Annotated in this window: 16 protein-coding genes and 1 pseudogene; 12 read left to right on the top strand and 5 right to left on the bottom strand. The window is 44.0% G+C overall.

The annotated features are described in order from the left end of the window. Positions 1–141 precede the first annotated feature (141 nt). Together BCU34_RS20810 and BCU34_RS20805 are read right to left on the bottom strand one after the other, a co-directional pair. Entirely contained in the window at positions 142–1,692 is a 1,551-nt protein-coding gene (locus BCU34_RS20810) for a DHA2 family efflux MFS transporter permease subunit (protein ID WP_102478285.1), read from the bottom strand. Positions 1,693–1,695: 3 nt separating this feature from the next. Then, on the bottom strand, positions 1,696–2,760 hold the full coding sequence (locus BCU34_RS20805) for an HlyD family secretion protein (RefSeq protein WP_102478284.1): 1,065 nt from the start codon (positions 2,758–2,760) through the stop codon (positions 1,696–1,698). Between the two features lie 128 nt (positions 2,761–2,888). On the opposite strand from BCU34_RS20805, the gene BCU34_RS20800 reads away from it, so the two are divergent. Then, positions 2,889–3,791: a LysR family transcriptional regulator gene (locus BCU34_RS20800; protein ID WP_102478283.1), complete on the top strand. Its 903-nt coding sequence runs from the start codon at positions 2,889–2,891 to the stop codon at positions 3,789–3,791. A 95-nt stretch (positions 3,792–3,886) separates the two neighbouring features. Here the strand turns inward: BCU34_RS20800 and BCU34_RS20795 are convergent. Together BCU34_RS20795 and BCU34_RS20790 are read right to left on the bottom strand one after the other, a co-directional pair. After that, a pseudogene (locus BCU34_RS20795) lies at positions 3,887–4,132 on the bottom strand (DUF2861 family protein); the annotation flags it as partial. Then, positions 4,072–5,526 carry a DUF3404 domain-containing protein gene (locus tag BCU34_RS20790; protein WP_102478282.1) on the bottom strand — a complete coding sequence of 485 codons (1,455 nt, stop codon included), beginning with the start codon at positions 5,524–5,526 and terminating at the stop codon, positions 4,072–4,074. The pseudogene BCU34_RS20795 and the gene BCU34_RS20790, both read right to left, overlap by 61 nt. Before the next feature lie 243 nt (positions 5,527–5,769). Here BCU34_RS20790 and BCU34_RS20785 point away from each other — a divergent pair, with 243 nt between their 5' ends. The 10 genes from BCU34_RS20785 (at position 5,770) to BCU34_RS20740 (ending at position 16,711) form a co-directional block, all read left to right on the top strand. Further along, a complete protein-coding gene (locus BCU34_RS20785; protein WP_050648620.1) occupies positions 5,770–6,303 on the top strand; it encodes a YbhB/YbcL family Raf kinase inhibitor-like protein in 534 nt (177 codons plus the stop codon). Positions 6,304–6,343: 40 nt separating this feature from the next. Then, entirely contained in the window at positions 6,344–7,129 is a 786-nt protein-coding gene (locus tag BCU34_RS20780) for a helix-turn-helix transcriptional regulator (RefSeq protein WP_102478281.1), read from the top strand. A 133-nt stretch (positions 7,130–7,262) separates the two neighbouring features. Then, a complete protein-coding gene (locus BCU34_RS20775; protein ID WP_102478280.1) occupies positions 7,263–8,594 on the top strand; it encodes a D-serine ammonia-lyase in 1,332 nt (443 codons plus the stop codon). A 149-nt stretch (positions 8,595–8,743) separates the two neighbouring features. Next, entirely contained in the window at positions 8,744–9,553 is an 810-nt protein-coding gene (locus BCU34_RS20770; protein WP_102478279.1) for a hypothetical protein, read from the top strand. A gap of 297 nt (positions 9,554–9,850) precedes the next feature. Further along, positions 9,851–10,873, top strand: a complete 1,023-nt coding sequence (gene trpS, locus BCU34_RS20765; RefSeq protein WP_102478278.1) for a tryptophan--tRNA ligase — start codon at positions 9,851–9,853, stop codon at positions 10,871–10,873. Between the two features lie 470 nt (positions 10,874–11,343). Further along, positions 11,344–13,380 (top strand): M4 family metallopeptidase, encoded by a 2,037-nt coding sequence (locus BCU34_RS20760; RefSeq protein ID WP_102478277.1) that lies wholly within the window; start codon positions 11,344–11,346, stop codon positions 13,378–13,380. 209 nt (positions 13,381–13,589) lie between these two features. Continuing rightward, a complete protein-coding gene (locus tag BCU34_RS20755; protein ID WP_102432421.1) occupies positions 13,590–13,967 on the top strand; it encodes a VOC family protein in 378 nt (125 codons plus the stop codon). A 188-nt stretch (positions 13,968–14,155) separates the two neighbouring features. After that, positions 14,156–14,626, top strand: a complete 471-nt coding sequence (locus BCU34_RS20750; RefSeq protein ID WP_102478276.1) for a hypothetical protein — start codon at positions 14,156–14,158, stop codon at positions 14,624–14,626. Between the two features lie 371 nt (positions 14,627–14,997). Beyond that, on the top strand, positions 14,998–15,858 hold the full coding sequence (locus BCU34_RS20745) for a delta-class carbonic anhydrase (RefSeq protein ID WP_102478274.1): 861 nt from the start codon (positions 14,998–15,000) through the stop codon (positions 15,856–15,858). A gap of 226 nt (positions 15,859–16,084) precedes the next feature. After that, positions 16,085–16,711, top strand: a complete 627-nt coding sequence (locus BCU34_RS20740) for a LysE family translocator (RefSeq protein ID WP_102429068.1) — start codon at positions 16,085–16,087, stop codon at positions 16,709–16,711. Positions 16,712–16,817: 106 nt separating this feature from the next. Here BCU34_RS20740 and BCU34_RS20735 read toward each other — a convergent pair whose 3' ends face one another. Continuing rightward, entirely contained in the window at positions 16,818–18,200 is a 1,383-nt protein-coding gene (locus BCU34_RS20735) for an MATE family efflux transporter (protein ID WP_102478273.1), read from the bottom strand. 384 nt (positions 18,201–18,584) lie between these two features. Here BCU34_RS20735 and BCU34_RS20730 point away from each other — a divergent pair, with 384 nt between their 5' ends. Further along, positions 18,585–19,031 (top strand): hypothetical protein, encoded by a 447-nt coding sequence (locus BCU34_RS20730; protein WP_076670255.1) that lies wholly within the window; start codon positions 18,585–18,587, stop codon positions 19,029–19,031. Positions 19,032–19,055 lie beyond the last annotated feature (24 nt).

Raw genomic sequence — 19,055 nt, 5'->3', positions numbered from 1 at the left:
TTTACCTGATTTTTGTTAGGTTATACGTGTTTTAGAAATAAAAAAGAGGCAAGCCGATAAGCTTACCTCTCTATTTCATTGTTCGAGTTTATATTCGAATGCTGTTCTATGTTTGAAGTTTTAATTACCGAAACTCTAGCGCTAATCACGCATGTTTAGAATCAATACTGCAGCGAGAGCCAAGAACGCCGTCATCATTAAGAACACATCGTTGTAAGCCATGATCGCAGCGTCACGTTGCATTGTGCCGAGCAAGCTTGCTTGTGCTTGTTGCATCGCAGTTGCGGCATCACTTCCTGACTGAATGAAAAACGCTTGTTGTTGCTGAAGCGTCTGCCAACCAAGTTGACTCACAGAAGGTAATGACTCCTTGATGTGTGCCAAGTGCTCACGCGTTTTGTTATCGAGTAGCGTAGCGATAATCGCGATGCTGAAAGCACCACCTAGGTTTCGCATCACGTTGGTTAACGTTGATGCGTCTGGCGTGTCCTTTTTGCTGATGTTCTTCATGGCAACCAAAGACAGCGGAACCATAATAAATGGGCTACCGATAGCACGCAGAACCATAGACAAAATCAGCTGCTGGCCACCAAAATCAATCGTCATATGTGTATTCACGTAACAACTGAAACCGAACATCGCGAAACCAAAGGTCACTAAGTACTTAGGCTTAATGATTTGCGTCAGCTTAGGGACGATTGGGAATATCAACAACTGTGGGAAACCCATCCACATCAAGACTTCACCAATCTCCATCGCATTGTATTGTTGGATTTGAGTTAGATACATAGGCAGCACATAGATAGAGCCGAGCAATGCCATCCCTAGAATCAAATAGGCGATACAAGACATAGCAAATTGCCCATCTCGCAATAGCCGTAAATTCACCAGTGGCTTTTTGTGTTGGAGTTCGTTTATGACGAAGTAAACTAAGCTCACTGCAGACACAATACTCAAGCCTATGATGAAGCTCGAACTGAACCACTCTTCACGGTTACCTTCTTCTAACACTACTTCTAGACAGCCCAATCCTAACGCCATGGTGGCGATACCAAACCAATCGGCTTTTTTCAGCGTACCAAGGTCGAGCTTTTCATCATCCAAGCCATATCGGATCATGGTGATCACCAGTAAAGCTGGAGGAATGTTGATATAGAAAATATAGTGCCACGAGAAGTTCTCGGTCAGCCAGCCACCAAAGGTAGGGCCGATCGATGGAGCAAACGTTGCGGTAACACCAAACAGTGCCATACCCACAGCGCGCTTGTTGACAGGCAATAACTGAATCACCAACGAGAAAGCAAGCGGGATTAAAGCACCACCACTAAAACCTTGCATTGCACGGAACACGATCATCGAGGTCATGTTCCAAGAGAACGAACACAACAAAGATGAAATGGTGAAGATGGCCGTCGTCCACGTGATATAACGGCGTTTTCCAAGCGCTTTAGAAAGCCAACCACTGAGTGGGATAGCAATCATCTCTGCGACTAGATAAGACGTAGAGATCCACGAGCTTTCATCTAAGGTGGCAGATAGCGCACCTTGAATGTCTTTGAGAGACGAGTTGGTGATCTGAATATCTAAAATCGCCATAAACGCGCCAATCAAACCGCCAAATAGGGCGATCCAATGACGTCTTGAAACCTCACCATCATCATTAGTGTGGGTGATAACACCAGCGTTACTCATGGTCTAGCCTCGTTTATCGATGGTCGCGACCACAGACAAACCAGGAAGCAATCGACCTTTCAACTCTTGCTGATCTGGAATGATGATTTTCACCGGTACACGTTGAACGATTTTAGTGAAGTTGCCGGTTGCGTTTTCTGGTGGTAGGAGCGCAAACTTGGCGCCAGTCGCAGGGGAGAAGCTGTCGACCACACCTTCAAGTGGTTGCCCCGGGAACGCATCCAGTTCTACTTCAACCGTCTGACCTTTATGAATGCCGCTTAACTGTGTCTCTTTGAAGTTGGCTTCGATCCACACTTGGTTATTTGGTACCAAACTCATCAATGGTGCACCTGCTTGAATCAACAAGCCTTCACGCACACTGCGTTTACCAATCACACCATCTGCTGGCGCGTAAACTTTGGTGTAATCAAGGTTAAGTTGTGCTTGCTCTCTTTGAGCTTGAGCTTCTGTTACTGAGGCTTTGGCTTGCTCAATTTCGCTAGCAATAACGATGAGTTGGTCATTAGTTGCGACAAGGTTGGCTTTAGCTTCTTCTAAGTCTGCTTGAGTCACTTTTTGTTGTGCGACCATGCTGTCGACTTCATCTTGAGAAGCGTAATTCCGTTTTAACAAGCTGCGAGAGCGCTGTACTTGTTGGATAGCACGTTCATACTCTGCTTCTGCGGAATCGACGCCACTTTCTGCTTGGTTAATTTTGCTACGTTGTAACGTCTGTTGTGCGATTAAGTTCTTTACGTCAGATTGTACGACGGATAAATGGGCATTAGCTTGAGCGAGTGCTGACTGGTAATCTCGGTCATCGATTTGAACCAACAAATCACCTTCTTTTACTGGTTGGTTGTCACTCACGTAAGACTTAACAATATAGCCAGATACCTTAGGACTAATATTAGTGATATCGCCTTGCAGGTAGGCATTGTCAGTAGATTCAAAGTACTGGCCATAGCCGTACCAGTATCCAGCGCCGGCTAAACCCAATGACAGCATGATCGCAGTAGCAATAAGCGGAGCTTTTTTACGTTTTTTTGTGCTTACTGTTTGCGAAGCGTTGTTGTTCTCTGTCATTTTTTATTTCTCATTTTGTTTTTATTTAGATGTAACGAATTGTAAATGAATTCGATTGATTGATAAGATAGGAAAAAAGGGAAACACTGTTGCAATAATCTTACTAATAGGGTTTTGGGAGAAGTACGATGGACTTAAATGCTGTGACTGTTTTTACGCAAGTTGTTGATTGTGGAAGCTTCACGCACGCAGCTGAGGCATTGAACATGACCAAGTCGACCGTCAGCCGAAAGCTTGACGATCTGGAACAGCACCTAGGTGTGAGGTTGATCACTCGTTCGACACGAAGTTTAGTCTTAACACCGGAAGGTGAGCGCTTCTATCAATCGAGCGTGCAAATGCACGAGATCATGAACCAAGCTGAGCTAGAGGTTTCTGCCAGTCAGGATTTGATCCGAGGGCAGTTGAACGTTGTGTTGCCTGTTGAATTGGGGCATCAAGTATTAGCCACATACATCCACAGCTTCCTAAAAGAGCACCCAAACGTGACTTTGAATTTAGAACTGACGAATCGAGAAGTCGACATCATTGCGGAGGGGATCGATCTTTACGCGCAAATTGGTGAGCTAGTGGACTCGAGCTTGGTTTCTCGCTACCTCACAACATCAAAGCGTGTATTTGTAGCCAGCCCTGAGTATTTAGAACAGTTCGGTGAAATCTCTTCGCCCAATGACCTTAAACCGCCATTCCGAATGATTGAGGTGGTAAATAAGGCGGCGCGTCTGCCCAAGTGGCATTTACAATTGGAAGGCGGTGAGTCGATTTTGATCGATCTGCCGTGTCAGTTGCGGGTGAATACTATAACGGCATGCTTAACAGCGTGTGTTGATGGGCTTGGCTTGGCGGTGCTTCCTGAATTCATTTGTCGTGAGCACTTCAAGACAGGTAAGCTGATTCGTTTATTACCTGAATATGAGATGCCGGAAGTTTCAGTAAGCCTAGTGTATGCCGACAGGCAGTTGATGCCGAAACGTAAGAAGGTCTTTATCGACTACCTACTGACTGCCTTTCAAAATAGGAAGCACAAGTAACGGGCTGAACATTAGCGGTTAAATAAGTACTTAAGCTTCCTATTATTCAATTTTGTCTAAACCGTATCGAAGCTAACTATGATTGGGCTGCCAGATGACGACTTGTCCATTCGATAATATAGCTGGTAGTGGTTTGAATCTATCTTTAGTTGATAAACACCAGATTCGGGTTTGATGAACATTTCATTGGTTTCAATCTCTTGATACTCATTTTTGGAAGCGAGTTGTCCATCAAGAAGGACTTTTCCTTTAGGCGATACCAAAGAAAGAGTTTGGGCTTCTAAGCCTTTGTTGAGTTGCTCAGCAGAGACTTTGATTTGATAACCGTGCGATGACAGGCCTGTTCATAAGCTATTTCCAAAATACATCGGGTAGGATTGCGGAGAATAATGAGGCGGCCGTCAGCTTGTTTTATCAAGTGTTCGACAATAGTCAGGCCGATGCCCATATTGTCTTGCTTGTGAGTTTTACTTGGCGTGACACTGGACATGAGTCGTTGTATGGGCGAAGGGAAGTGCCCCTCGTCTTGCACTTCAATAGTCAGCTTGTCTTCGAGTTTGACTTGTACCAAAACTTCACCTCTACCATGTTGTTTGGCATTCTTTATTAGATTATCCAAGTAGATCGTTAGCCAGTAATAAGGCAGGTTCAGTTCAAGTTCGCGCGCTTCACATTGATAAGAAATATTGTGCTTTACACACACATGATCGAGCCATTCTTCTAATGATGCGTTTTGCTTTAACAAAGGCTCTGACTGATCCGAACTTAGGTACACTTTGCTGTTTTCGGTGAGCTGAGAGAGCCTTTGATAGTCAGATATTAAACGCCAAACCGCGCTTTGAGTTTCATCAGAAAAGTCATCGTAGCGATTTCTGAACATCTCAACAGTTAAGCCAAGGCTAGCAATGGGCGTACGCAGTTCATGAGTGAGAAGCTGCAAAACGAACTGCCTCTCTTTGCGTTGTTTTGTTCTTAGGTATAAGACTCTACCAAGTCCGGAAAGCAACGTTAACAGCAATGAAAAGATCAACGTTTTCATGATTAAGTTGTCATTGCTAGGTTCGCTCAAGCACATGTTGCTGTAACGAAAAGTACAGGTGTCACCCGTCAACGATAGTTCTTGCTGCTCTGCAATAGGTTGCCAAACATCTAAGGGAATGGCTTTCCAGCCTTGTTCGCCACTTAGCCAAAGTACATCGTCTTGTTGCCAAGCGCGGTATCCATTGAGCAGTGCTTCTTTGCCTTGCGCGGTTAGCGTTTTTAGCTTGGAATATAAAGGGTGCTGGGGGTTGGCAATACTCAAAAATGGGCGTATCTGCTCGCTTCCGTCGGGGTAAACTGCCAAATAACGATCAGCAAAACTGCCACCTGCAGGGTGTCGTTTGGAGTGTGCTGCAAACCAAACGGAATCCAATGCTTGTTGCTGACACAAAGTGAGTTCGAACTCGATGGCGTCATGTAATGAAGGATTATTGTTTTCAATCGCTCTGCAGTGATCTTGTATTGAGGCTAACGTTGCGATGTCGTCCCAACTGAAATGGTTGAAATTAGGATAACGGCTACTTTCATGAAGCAGAACTTTTGGGTACTGAGCCAACTCTTGTTGAGATACTAAGATTGGAGATGATTGCCAGGTCAGTTGATACAGGGTTTGCCACTTGTCTTGCAAACTTTGGGCATTGGCTAAAGTTGGGAGCCAAAAGGTCAAGCAAAGGGCTGAGGTAAACCTGCGCATCCAATCATTCTCATTAAAAGTCGTGAGGCGAGTCTAAAGACTTTTGGGTTAGATTTGTAACCTGAATGTCAATAAGTGCTCCCTTAACAGCAAACTGTCGAGTGGATCATGCTTTTAAATAATAAGATGAAATTACAGTAAGTATCATTTGATTCCGATAAATTAGATAATTATGTACTTATTGTCATTATTAAGCATGTGGGAAGGACTATACTCAACTCATACCAAATAAGAGGAACCATCATGAAACTAATCATCAAATCAGTATTGGCAATCAGTATTTTGGCTGCGGGCTCTGCTCAGGCGTTCGAATTAACCAGCAACGATATTCAAGAAGGTCATCCAATGGCGAAGACTTTTGAATACTCAAGTTGGGGTTGTGACGGCGATAACCTATCACCACAGTTAATGTGGAAAGATGCACCAGCAGGAACCAAAAGCTTTGCAATCACGGCGTATGACCCAGATGCTCCGACAGAAAGTGGTTTCTGGCATTGGGTTGCGTTTGATATCCCTGCGACTGTTAACGAGCTACCTCGCGGCGTCGATATATCTAAAGTCGGTGGTAAAGAAGGTCGCATTGATTACGGTACAGTTGGCTACGGTGGCGTCTGTCCTCCTGAAAAAGATGGCATGCACCGTTACCAGTTCACGGTTTGGGCATTACCAACGGATAAGCTTAATCTAGACGAAAATACGCCGTCGGCAGTGGTTGGATTCACGTTGAACAGTATGGCTTTAGACAAAGCGAAACTGACCGCAACTTATACGCGTTAATAGCTTATACACGTTGATAATAAGCAAACAAGGGGATGAGATGAATCATCAATACCAAGTGACGATCTTTCGTGCCGAGCAGTTACAAAAGCTACGTAATGTGAGGATTCTATCCCCTAGTATCATTCAGATCATTACAGGCAGTAAGCGCCTGTTTTGGAAAGACTCAGCGGCAGAACTCTCACATTCTGAGCTGTTGCTGTGTGAGGCATCAGCTTCACTAAGCTTTGAGAACATGCCCCACAAAGGGCGCTTCTTGTCGCGAGTATTCAGCTTTCAATTCCAACCTTCTCAGGCGATGCTTGATTTAAGTGAGGAGCGGTCGAATGAGCTGGGGTTGCCTACGGTGCAAGCGGACCGAAACTTACAAGACTCACTTAACGCGCTGTTTTCGTTTGATACACAGAACATGAGCAAAGAGACTCAACAGTTTTGGTTGCAGGGCTTATACCAGCAACTGGCTGAAAAAGGGGTGTTGCATCGACTCTTTGTCAGTGCCAACGTTTCGTTTAGCCAAAAGCTCAGCCATTATCTTTCACATTCACCAGATGAGAAGCATCCGCTAGAGTCGGTGGCGGAGCGTTTTGCGATGAGCCGCGCGACACTGATCCGAAAGCTAAAACTGGAAGGTATGCAATATCGTGAGGTATTAGCAGAAGTGCGTTTAAGCCATGCTTTGTATCTTATGCAAAATGGCCAACACAATGTCACGATGCTCGCTCAATCTTGTGGTTACCAGTCTGAAGGACGTTTTAGTCAGCGCTTTAAGGGTAAGTTTGGTCTGTCGCCAAGTGAGTACATCAAGACGGTTGCCTCAAGGGCATAGTAAGGGAAATACCATCCTATTGACGTTAGACATAAGTATAGGTTATTGAATCATTTCTCGATTACGGCTCTAATAGGCTGCACACCAAGTGATTGAAATAGCGCAGAACGCTAAATACCAGAGAAGGTAGCCCATGATCGAACTGAATCTAAATAACCTCACCAACGACTTTCCATTACTAAATAAGCTTATGGCGCTCGAAGAGGTGGTTTGGTTTAACCCAAATGTCACAACACTAGACCAAGGGTTACCTTATGTCGGCTTGGATGAGAAAGACATCCATGATGCGAGCTTGAGGTTACAAAGGTTTGCTCCTTATCTAGCCAAAGCATTTCCTGAAACTCAAGTGACCAATGGCATCATCGAGTCTGAGCTTGTTGAGACCCCATCGATGAAATCAGCATTGGAAGCGCATTATCAGCAGCCTATTAAAGGGCGCTTGATGATGAAGAAAGACAGCCATTTACCGATTTCAGGTTCAATCAAAGCTCGTGGTGGTATTTATGAAGTACTAACGCATGCCGAAAAGCTAGCGATTAAAGGCGGATTACTGTGTGAGAGTGATGACTACAGTAAGCTGTTTGAACCTGAGTTTCGTGACTTCTTTAAGCAATACAGCATAGCGGTAGGTTCAACGGGTAACCTTGGTATGTCGATTGGCATCATGAGTGCGAAACTCGGCTTTACGGTTTCCGTTCATATGTCGGCAGACGCAAGAGCTTGGAAGAAAAACAAACTTCGTGAGCATGGCGTCCATGTTGTTGAATATAAACAAGATTATGGCGTTGCCGTAGAACAAGGCCGTAAAGAGGCACAACAAGATCCTAGATGCTTTTTCATTGACGATGAAAACTCGCAAACCTTGTTCCTTGGTTATTCGGTGGCAGGAGAAAGACTTAAACAACAATTTGAACAACAACAGATCATCGTCAACAAAGAACACCCGTTGTTCGTTTACTTACCATGTGGTGTTGGCGGCGGCCCAGGTGGTGTTGCATTTGGTTTAAAGATGGCTTTTGGTGATGATGTTCACTGCATTTTTGCTGAGCCGACTCATTCTCCTTGCATGTTGCTGGGTGTTCACACGGGTTTGCATGATGAGATTGCAGTGCAAGATCTTGGTATCGATAACCTCACCGCTGCCGACGGTTTGGCGGTAGGACGGGCATCTGGCTTTGTCGGTCGAGCCATGGAACGTTTGCTTGATGGTTACTACACATTAACTGATGAACGTATGTACCAATTGTTAGGCGTATTGAACCAAGCCGAGGGTATTCAATTAGAACCTTCTGCACTGGCTGGTATGCCGGGGGCTATTCATGTTGAACACAACAGTGAATATCTGGAGAGGTTAGGCATCACTGAATCAACGTTAGCGAACGCGACTCATCTTGTTTGGGCAACCGGTGGCGGTATGGTTCCAGAGCAAGAAATGGCAGCGTATCTGGCTAAGTCTTCGTTGTAAATCGAACGCAGGTGGATGATTTACGCGTTTAAATGAAACAATAACTTGCGCAGATCGTTACCTTAAACACAGATTTTATAAATTAGACTTCATCGTTGTTATAACTGTCAGTTAGGTTGAGTAGCATTCAACTTGATAGGGACATAACGATGCAAGCCGATAAAACGATTCAATCGAGTAAAAAAGAAACGCGACAGGTGGTCAATACACCAGAAAAACTACTACAACGTTTAGATGCGATTGGAGGTTCTTTAAGAGCTTCTGGTAAGGCGCATGCCTTGTTGGGGCTTGGTTCAGTTGGCATTGAAACGGAGCGACTGGATCAATACTCAGACGTCGATTTCTTTGCGATCGTGCAAACGGGGCACAAGCAGTATTTCTTAGACAGTTTGCATTGGTTATCTGACATTCATCCAATCGACTACGCGTTAAGGAATACGTTCGACGGCTATAAGGTGCTCTATGCAGACGGGGTGTTCTGTGAGTTTGCGGTGTTTGAACCACATGAATTAGCACATATTCCGTTTACTGAAGGGCGAATCGTTTGGCAGGAAGCTGACTTTGATACTCGTTGTTGTATTCCACCACAAAAGACAGCGGTAGAGGCTAATTCCCAAGACTGGATCATAGGTGAAGCTCTCACCAATCTTTATGTGGGTATGTCTCGCTATAACCGAGGTGAAAAGCTGTCGGGCAGTCGGTTCGTCCAATCTTACGCACTCGATCGTTTGATCGATCTTGTGGGTCAAACGGAAAGCTCACAACCTGAATTCGTCGATGAGTTTATGTCTGATAGAAGGCTAGAAGCGCGCTTCCCTAAGTTTGCTCAGTTACTGCCAACCTTTACTCAAGGCTACGAACGCACGGCGGAATCGGCTCTGGCACAGCTTGAGTTTTTGAACGTTCACTTTAACGTCAATCAAGCAATGCGTTCTAGAATTATTGGCTTATGTAATTAATTCATTTGCTTACGATATGCATCTTTAATAGTTTGCTGTTTTGAAACGCCTCGAAAAGCGATTTCGGTACGTTAGTTTTATTACCTACCAATAAAAGTGTTGTCGTTAACCCTTATTGTTGGTAGATTTTAATAATGAAATTTACTTCTGCTTCAACTTCAATTTTCTTTTGGTGGTGCTCTATCTAGAGCAGCACGGAATACTCACATTCTTTAGCTGCTGGAAGGTAGTTAAGAATGTCACCAAGAATGTCGTTTCTTTTTATCTCCAGTAGCTTTTATTACTTGGAGATACCCCATGAAAACACCTCAAAATACGAACAAACCGGAAATTATTCTTACTGGCGACCGAGCGACTGGCACTTTGCATTTGGGGCATTATGTAGGTTCACTTCAGCAGAGGACTTCATTGCAGCATATTCACGACCAAACGATATTGGTCGCTGACATGCAAGGGCTTACCGACAACGCTCATAATCCCTCAAAGGTTTCATCTAACATCCTCAACGTTGTTGCTGATTATCTAGCGGTAGGTATCGACCCAACAAAAACCACGATTTGCCTCCAGTCTCAGTTACCAGCACTGGCCGAACTCACCATGTTTTACAGTAACCTTGTTTCTATCGCTCGTTTGGAACGCAACCCAACAGTTAAAAGCGAGATTCAAAACAAGGAGTTTGGTCGCTCAATTCCAGCTGGTTTTCTGACTTATCCGATTTCACAGGCGGCTGATATCACGGCGTTTAACGCGACCTTGATTCCGGTGGGTGACGACCAATTGCCAATGCTAGAACAGACCAACGAGATCGTGAGAAAAGTTAACTCACTCGCGGGCAAGCCAATTTTAAATGAGTGTAAACCTCTGCTTAGTAATGCCTCTCGTCTTCCGAGCACCGACGGCAAAAGTAAGATGTCGAAATCAATGGGCAACGCTATCAACTTAGGTGCGACAGAGAAAGAGATTCGTGCCGCAGTCAAATCCATGTATACCGATCCAAATCATCTACGAATCGAAGATCCGGGCCAAGTTGAAGGGAACATCGTGTTTACCTATCTTGATGCTTTCCATACTGACGCTCAGTACGTCAATGAACTAAAAGATCACTATCGCAGAGGCGGGTTAGGGGATGGCCAAACTAAGAAGGTATTGGAAGAGTGTCTACAAGAGATGATTCGCCCGATTAGAGCACGCAGAGCTGAATTATTAGACGACAAAGCACAGCTCATTGATATTTTACGCAAAGGTACACAGGTATCGAGAGAGAAAACAGAAGCCGTTTTATTCGATGTAAAGGACGTGTTTGGGCTGAATATACTCTGATTGACGGCAATGGCACTTGTTAAGATAGCCAACAATAAATTGGTCATTTGCATGCTTAATAAACACTAGGTTAAGTCCGCACGCTAGGTAATACACCCTTATTACGATTTTGCACGAAACCGTCTTTAACGATTTTCGGGCTCTAAATCTAATAGGGGTGAGTTGGCGCTGTTATTTGAAAATCGATATCGAACCTTAATCTCGTAACGATTCGAAGCATGAAATTTCCGAGTATTGTCGGAAATTAGATACCCCTCCATATTTTACGTCGATTTGTTGAGTTGTTGCTAAGTGGCGGAAAGTATGGGTTTTTTGACTCCCCACCTCACTTTTATTTTCGTGAAAGATTATCTTCTGAATCAATGTCACATATAAAACTAAATGCATTTAATCATGCGCATAATCTATCGTTAAGATGCGCGCTCATCCAGTGGGTGAATTTATAAAAACAAAAATTATAAAGGTGATGTATGCGTAGTACACATTTACTAATGCTATTCCCAATAGCGTTTACTTCTCAAGCTGCCAATGTAGTGAATTATTCCGATGTCGATCTATCAATCATTCTAAATCAAAAAAATCAGGGCTTTAGTGCTGTAAGTCAACCACTTGCTTACTATGAAGCAAGTCGAGTCGATACCGGTACAACGACACTCCTGCGTAAACAACAGCTCCACTATGGCATTCCGGTTTATGGTCAGTCAGTGGTGGTTGATCATTCTCAGCAAGGCATTGCTCAAGCAATAGACGGGCAAGTTTTAACGGGTATCGAAGCTGATATCGGTTCTACTTTGCCGATAATCAACGCCCAGCAAGCAATAGCGATTGCTAAGTCACAGCACAAGGGCGTGGCTGCAGCTACGATTCGTAATCCAAATGCTGACCTCCTCATTTGGCTTGATGAACAGCAACAAGCACACCTGATTTATAAAGTTGATTTCTTACAAACAAAAGGTATGGGACCTTCACGACCAATTACGCTTGTAGACGCTAAATCTGGCGAGCTACTCGACCAGTGGGAAGGTATTGCGTTCATTGATGCCGAAGGCCCTGGTGGAAACGAGAAAAGCGGTCGTTACTATTTTGGCCCGAATACTCAATACGGTGGTTTCCAGGTTAACTCATATTGCCAGATGGACAGTCAAAACGTTGTTACGATGAATATGAATAATCGCCAAGACTATGGTCAGGTTCATCAGTTTGCCTGTAATGGTAATTACGGTAGGAACGTCAATGATTACCGTGCGATTAACGGCGCGTATGCACCAATGAACGATGCACATTACTTCGGCCAGCGTGTTTTTGACATGTACAAAGAGTGGTTGAACACTCGTCCTATCCAGCAAAAACTAACGATGCGTGTGCACTACGGTTCGAACTACGGCAATGCATTCTGGGATGGCCAACAGATGACGTTTGGTGATGGTAACCAATCTATGTATCCATTGGCGACGTGGGATGTGATCGCGCATGAGGTAAGCCACGGTTTTACTGAACAAAATTCAAACCTTGAGTACCGCGGTCAGTCGGGCGGCATGAATGAGTCTTTCTCTGATGTGGCTGCAGCGGCTTTAAGCGAATATGTTCATGGCAGCTTTAACTGGAAGATGGGTGAGCACGTAATGAAGTACAGCCCTGCGATGCGCTATTTCATTCAACCTAACCAAGATGGTATGTCTATCGATCACGTTAACCAATATTACAACGGGATTGACGTTCACCACAGCTCGGGTATTTTCAACAAAGCATTCTACCATCTAGCCACCAGCAACGGTTGGGACATTAAAAAGGCGTTCATGACTTACGCTACGGCAAACCAACTTTATTGGACATCAAAATCGAACTTCCAATCAGGTGCGGAAGGGGTTTGTAAGGCGGCACAAAAGCTAGGTTATGAAGCATCTGCGGTGCGTAATGCGTTTAGTCAGGTAGGCGTTAATGTCCAAAACTGTGGTTCTGGTCAGCCGAATCCAAACCCTAATCCACCGACACCGACTCCGGGCATCAACAATTTAGAATTGAACGTTCCTGCGCCTGTGTTGAGTAGCGGTAACGATCAACAGCAGTTTGTTCTGAAGAACAGCTCTGAAGGTGATGTTTGGATCCAAACTTACAATGGTTACGGTAACGTCGATCTATATGTTGCTATCGGTCGTCCAGCATCATCAAATGACTACGATTGTTCGTCTACTAACTTGGATAACAACGAGTACTGTGGCTTTGGTGGTATACAAGGGGATGATATCTACGTAATGGTATCGGGTGCGCAAGGGTCAACAGACGCTTATGTAGCGGTCAGCACTGTACTAGAACTGCCAAACCCTAGTCCTCAACCTGATCCTCAGGACATGTGTGTGGATGTGCCAGAATGGAGCCCGAATATTTTCTACCCAGCTGGGGCGTCGGTTCAATATTGGGGCAACCGTTTTACGTCTACAACAGATAACTGGGGGGCTGATCCGTTTGAAAACTATTGGTACTGGACGCATGAAGGTTTATGTCACTAATTTAACCAATCAATTTAGTTAGAATAACGCTGCAAAGGGAGTACTTAGAAGTGCTCCCTTTATTCGTTGATAATGGGATCTATAGCCGTAAAAGGCTGTTGTATCACTTTTCTAAGCGTTAGATTATGAGTGAATAACGCTCTGGATTTTTATCAAATCTTGTAGAGGAGTTAATTAGCAGGCCTGTCACTTACGGAGAGCAATCATTTATGGATATCAGTCACTTAGATCACCTTGTATTAACCGTTAAAGATATCGAGATAACGGTAGACTTCTATCAGAGAGTGTTGGGGATGAAACCGATTCAGTTTGGTGAGGAGCGCTGGGCACTGTCGTTTGGTAACCAAAAGATAAATCTTCATCAGCAAGGGCAGGAGTTCGAACCTAAGGCTAAGCATGTACAAGCGGGGAGTGCCGACCTATGTTTCATCACCAACACACCGATTGATGAGGTATTCGATCATATTACGGGACAAGGTGTCACTATAGAGGAGGGCCCTGTAGAGCGAACCGGTGCAGTGGCCAAGATCACCTCAATTTACCTCCGCGACCCTGATGGTAATCTGATTGAGGTATCAAACTATTAAGGGCAGTCATCATTACCTATGAAATTATCTTAACGAACTTTAAGTTTAGCTGAGAGTAAACTATTGATTCATCAAGTAGTAAGTAATTATGTACACATCTGGTTACGACAAAACAAGCGTGTCACTGGAACTCCTAGCATAAGTTACCTACAATCGAACAATGTTTTATTAATCCAGTCCCAATCGTCATGGTCAGAAAATTAATCATAATAACTATTAGCCTGTTGCTTTTATCCGCTTGTGCGACAACAAGTGAAAATCAAACCGACGAAAATACATCAAGCAATGAGAATGTGCTTAATAACAGCGTCGAAAAGGCTGTGGTCAAGGAGACGGCAAGTGAAGTGGCCATTGAGCCTGTCGCAAATAACGTTAACGAGAGTTCCGTTATTACTGCAGATACCAGTGATATCAATAGCGATGGAGATTCGGCTTCTCATGAATTGAGTGAACCAGCAAAAACTAATCAACAGATGCAAGTGACAGATAAACAAGTCACCGAGGATCATGCAAGGGTTCACAGTGAAAAAGGCTTAGGTAATCATATATTCAATAACGGGCCTACGAAGCAGGTCATAAAATCATTGGAAGGTGTGACAGATGCTTTAAATGTCATGACTTTCGGAATATTTGCTTCAGGAACGCGACCAGCACAATAGCTCGATTTTAAAAACTAGTACTAAACAAAAAAGGCGAACCATGTGGTTCGCCTTTTTTGTTTCTGATTAGGTGACTGGCAGTCAGCTCGTCAGGATTACGTAACGTCTTGTTTCCGCTCACTAACACAATATGAGCTGGACTTGAGTAAGGGGCAGGTCAGCACAGCTCGGTATTTACTTGTTATGGAAGGGGCTCGCCGTATTTAACCTGTTGATCTTGTTATATGCACCAAGGATTTGAATTCTCATCCCAAAGTAAGCAATGAAATCTAATCTTACAAAGACAAGGCTTATATTCATGTGTGAGCATAGTAAGATGTTTGCTGTTAAGTTTGGTTTAAGTTTAGTTATCAACATTCTAGGGAAGAAATATGAACAACAAGAGTGTGTTTTTAAGCGTCGCGATGGTGATGTTATCTGCTCAAGCAAACGCATCAGACGCGAACCATGAGTCTGTTTCAGATGGTGTTATCGCAGAACAAAGAGCGAAGCTTTCTGAAAATACCCAAGGGCAAGGTTTTGGTCCGCAAGCGCCTCGTGATCTAGGTTCAGTAGAAGGAACAAACGCTCGATTGTTTTCTGATGCGCCAGATTCAACAGCCATGAACCTATGTAATATCCACTTCCATAAGAACGCAGAGCACAAAGGTGGCGAGTTTACCCAATACGCTGGTAACGGTGATGGCAAGGGTTTCCAGAGTGGCTTTAAATACACTGGTAAGCTAAGTGAGGCTGAACTAAAACCATTTGAGGGCAAGGTTTGTCCGAGCGAGCATGGTTCTTTGCATTCGGGCGATACCATCGAAGTGCATTACGTGTATTCAACGGCACAAGTAGAGCCGGGTGAAACACTGGGTGCTTGTTTCAACGATGCGATTACCAATCCGCAACTGCGTGTGGAGACCCAAGTATACGTATTAGTGAATGACGACAAAGCACTCGACTTCGAAGCATTGGCTAAGCACTCAAAAGTGAATGGATTGCACCAAGCAACCAACATCCCACAAGATACGGGTTCAGCGATTCAATACGCAGGTTCAACAACGGGCCCAGGTTACAACGAGCAAGGTTCACCTTTCCAAGTAACATGGAGTGTTCGTCCACAAGTAGCGAAAGTAAACATCGCGACAGTCGGGAACTGGTGTGAAGGCAATGACTTTAACGAAGACCACGCCCACGGTGTGAGAAACTTGGTCGTTAACCCAGAGCTGTTGTCACCAATGGCGAACTAATCTTGCTACGTTGATTCGTAGTCAATATTTTGTAGAGGCGAGCCATTAGGCTCGCTTTTTTATTACCTTAGATAAAACACTTGGTGCTTTGTGGGGAAATTACGTATGACAGTTATTCAAACATGAGCTTTTTGAATCTTCGCAGACCAAAACACTCTTTACCTGAATCGAAACTCCATGATACGTTCGTGATCAATCATGTTGGGTTATAAATAAGGACAAGCCAATGTCGTTAGAAGGCGCAGTTACATTCTTTATTGCCATGTTTATATTTGGCATTACTCCGGGTCCCGGTGTATTTGCGATTTTGGCTCGTGGTATGGTCGATGGATGGCGAAAGTGCATCTCTCTTTCTGTAGGAATGATCTGTAGTGATCTGATTTATCTGGCGCTTGCCTGTTTTGGTCTAGCGACGATTGCTGAGAACTGGTCGTTTGCTTTTGAGGTGATTCGCTACGTTGGTGCCGCTTATTTGATTTACTTGGGCTACAAGATGTTTAAGAGCCTACCTGAAGTGCAAGGCACAGCTGAGCTCGCAGCAAAACAAAGTCAGAAATCGGAACTCGCCAGTTTCGCACAAGGCTTTTTGATTTCAGCATCAAACCCGAAAGTGATTTTGTTCTATATTTCATTCTTGCCAACGTTTATTGATCTGACTGTTTTGCGTTCACAAGATATCGTCTTGGTTGCTGTTTTAGCGGCGGTTGCTTTGATGTCCGGTTTAATGATCATTGCAATGGGCGCGGGCAGAATGGCAAGTTTACTTAAAACACCACGCGCTCATAAAAGATTAAACCAAAGTGCTGGTGGAATAATGATTGCGGCTGGTTCATATTTGGCGATAAACAGATAAACAGATAAACAGATAAACAGATAAACACAGTTCAATTTAGATAAAAAAAGCGCGTTATTGCCGAGTAGCAGTAACGCGCTTTTTTGTATTAGATTATTGGTCTATCTTAGTTTGCTAATGCAGCATCTGCTGGTGGCAAGTCACGCTGCTTAATCACGTATCGCAAGCGAATTAACATCAGCGTCGCTGAAACGCTCAAGCCCGTCAGAATACCAATCCAAAAGCCTTCTTCACCCATAGCAGGAACAATGTGGTCTGTTAAGCCTAATACCATGCCCAATGGTAATGCTAAGCCCCAGTATGAAGCGATGGCTAAGATCATTGGGATCTTGGTATCTTTATAACCACGTAATGCACCGTTAGCAGACGTTTGTAATGCATCGCTGAACTGGTACATCGCAGTAAAGGTCAACAATACTGCTGCCGTTGCACTTATCGCAGGGTCGGTCGTGTAAAGTCTAATGATCCACTCAGGGAACAAAAGGAACATCGCAACCGAAAGCAGTGAGATCAACGCTGCAACTAAGATACCGACTTTGCTGCGTTCAATCGCACCAAGTTCATCTTTTTCACCCAAGGCGTGTCCAACACGAATCGTAATGCCAAAAGAGATACTCATAGGAATCACGTAAGTTAGGCTCGATATGTTAAGTGCAATTTGTGCGGCTGCCACGTTCTCTGCACCAATACGGCCGATCATCAATGCGATAACCGCGAAGATGCTGCCACACACCGCGATGTTCATCCCGATAGGTAAACCTAATCTTAGGAGGTGAAGCATCTCTTTTGCTTTTGGTTTTGCATCGGCAAAGCTAATAATGGTCTTGTAGTGATGATGACCTTTGATGTAGGAATACAGCATTCCCGACATTAGCCAGTACACCAAGCTTGTCGCCCAACCACAACCTACAGCGCCCATTTCAGGGAAGCCGAACTTACCGTAGATAAGCACGTAGTTGACTGGAATATTCACCAACAAACCAACCACAGAAATGATCATTGGGACCTTAGTGTTATTCATACCCTCACAGAAGCCGTTCAAGGTGTAGAACAGGGCAATACCCGGCACACCAAAGGCTAGGGCAAACGCATAGTCACTGCCGATAGGAATAATCTCAGCGGCAACGCCAATCCATTCTAAGATCGGCTTGGCACTTACGAGGTAAGCGATGAGCAGTACGCTAGCAATTAATGCAAGCCATACCATCTGGAAGAACTCGACAGAGATACTTTGGAAGTCGCGAGCGCCACGGTGATAAGCAACGACTGGCGTTAACGCCATAATCACACCACGCAGTAACAGCAACACAGGAATCCAAAGGCTGGTGCCAAGTGCAATAGCGGCGAGATCGGCAGGGCTTACTTGGCCAGCCATTGTCGTATCGACAAATCCCATCGCTTGGGTAGCTATTTGAGTCAAAATGATTGGAACCGAAAGATGCATAAGCGCACCCGATTCACGAGTAAAAGGACGAAATTTCGTTAGCATGGAAGTTCACAACACCAATATAAATACACGAATGATGGCAGGATGGCCGGTGTGTATTTTAGGATGTGCCCGTTGGGCGGGCGACAATATAAACACCTTACCGTATAGGGTCAAGCTTTGGGTTAAGTTAGTCGGATTGTTAAAATATAGAATTAAATTCTATGAATGTTACACAAAGTTCAATCATATTAATCAATGATTGATAACGCTCTGAACTGGATTAAACGTTTATTTTTCAAATGAATATTTATAAATTTGACATCATTCAATGTTATGTAATTACAAGTAGATGTACAATTAGTGGCATAGGGTTTTAAGAAGAAGTCTTTACCTTCAAGTACACAGATTCTGTGGCTATTCATTACAATTAGATTAAGGGTAAAAATGAAAAACAAAAAGGCGCTTGTCGGCACTCTGTTAAGTGTTCTAGTTTCTGGCAATGCTGTTGCTGGTGTTTACACCGATGAACTTACGAAATGTTTGGTGAGCTCAACAACTAAAGAAGATAGGGTTGAGCTTGTAAAGTGGATGTTTTTAGCTGTGTCTGCTCATCCTGCTGTAGACAAAGTTTCTGCAGCTACTCCCAGTCAAATGGATGAGTCAAACAAAAATGTCGCTAAGTTATCTATGCGCCTGACAACTGAAGCTTGCTTGGAGCAAACGAAAGACGCAATCGCCTATGAAGGAGATGTTGCGTTGGAAAAAAGTTTTCAAATCTTGGGTGAAGTGGCAGGTAAAGAGATGTTCTCACATCCTGAAGTAATAAAAAGCATGGCGGGACTAGATAAGCATTTAGATAGCCAAAGAGTAATGGCTCTTTTGAAGTTGTAATAACTTAAAGAGGATATCACCAAT

This window comes from Vibrio sp. 10N.286.45.E10 (genome assembly GCF_002874195.2).
Taxonomy (GTDB): Bacteria; Pseudomonadota; Gammaproteobacteria; order Enterobacterales; family Vibrionaceae; genus Vibrio; species Vibrio crassostreae.
Note: the sequence above shows the minus strand (reverse complement) of the source record. Positions and strands in the feature narration are given on the sequence as shown.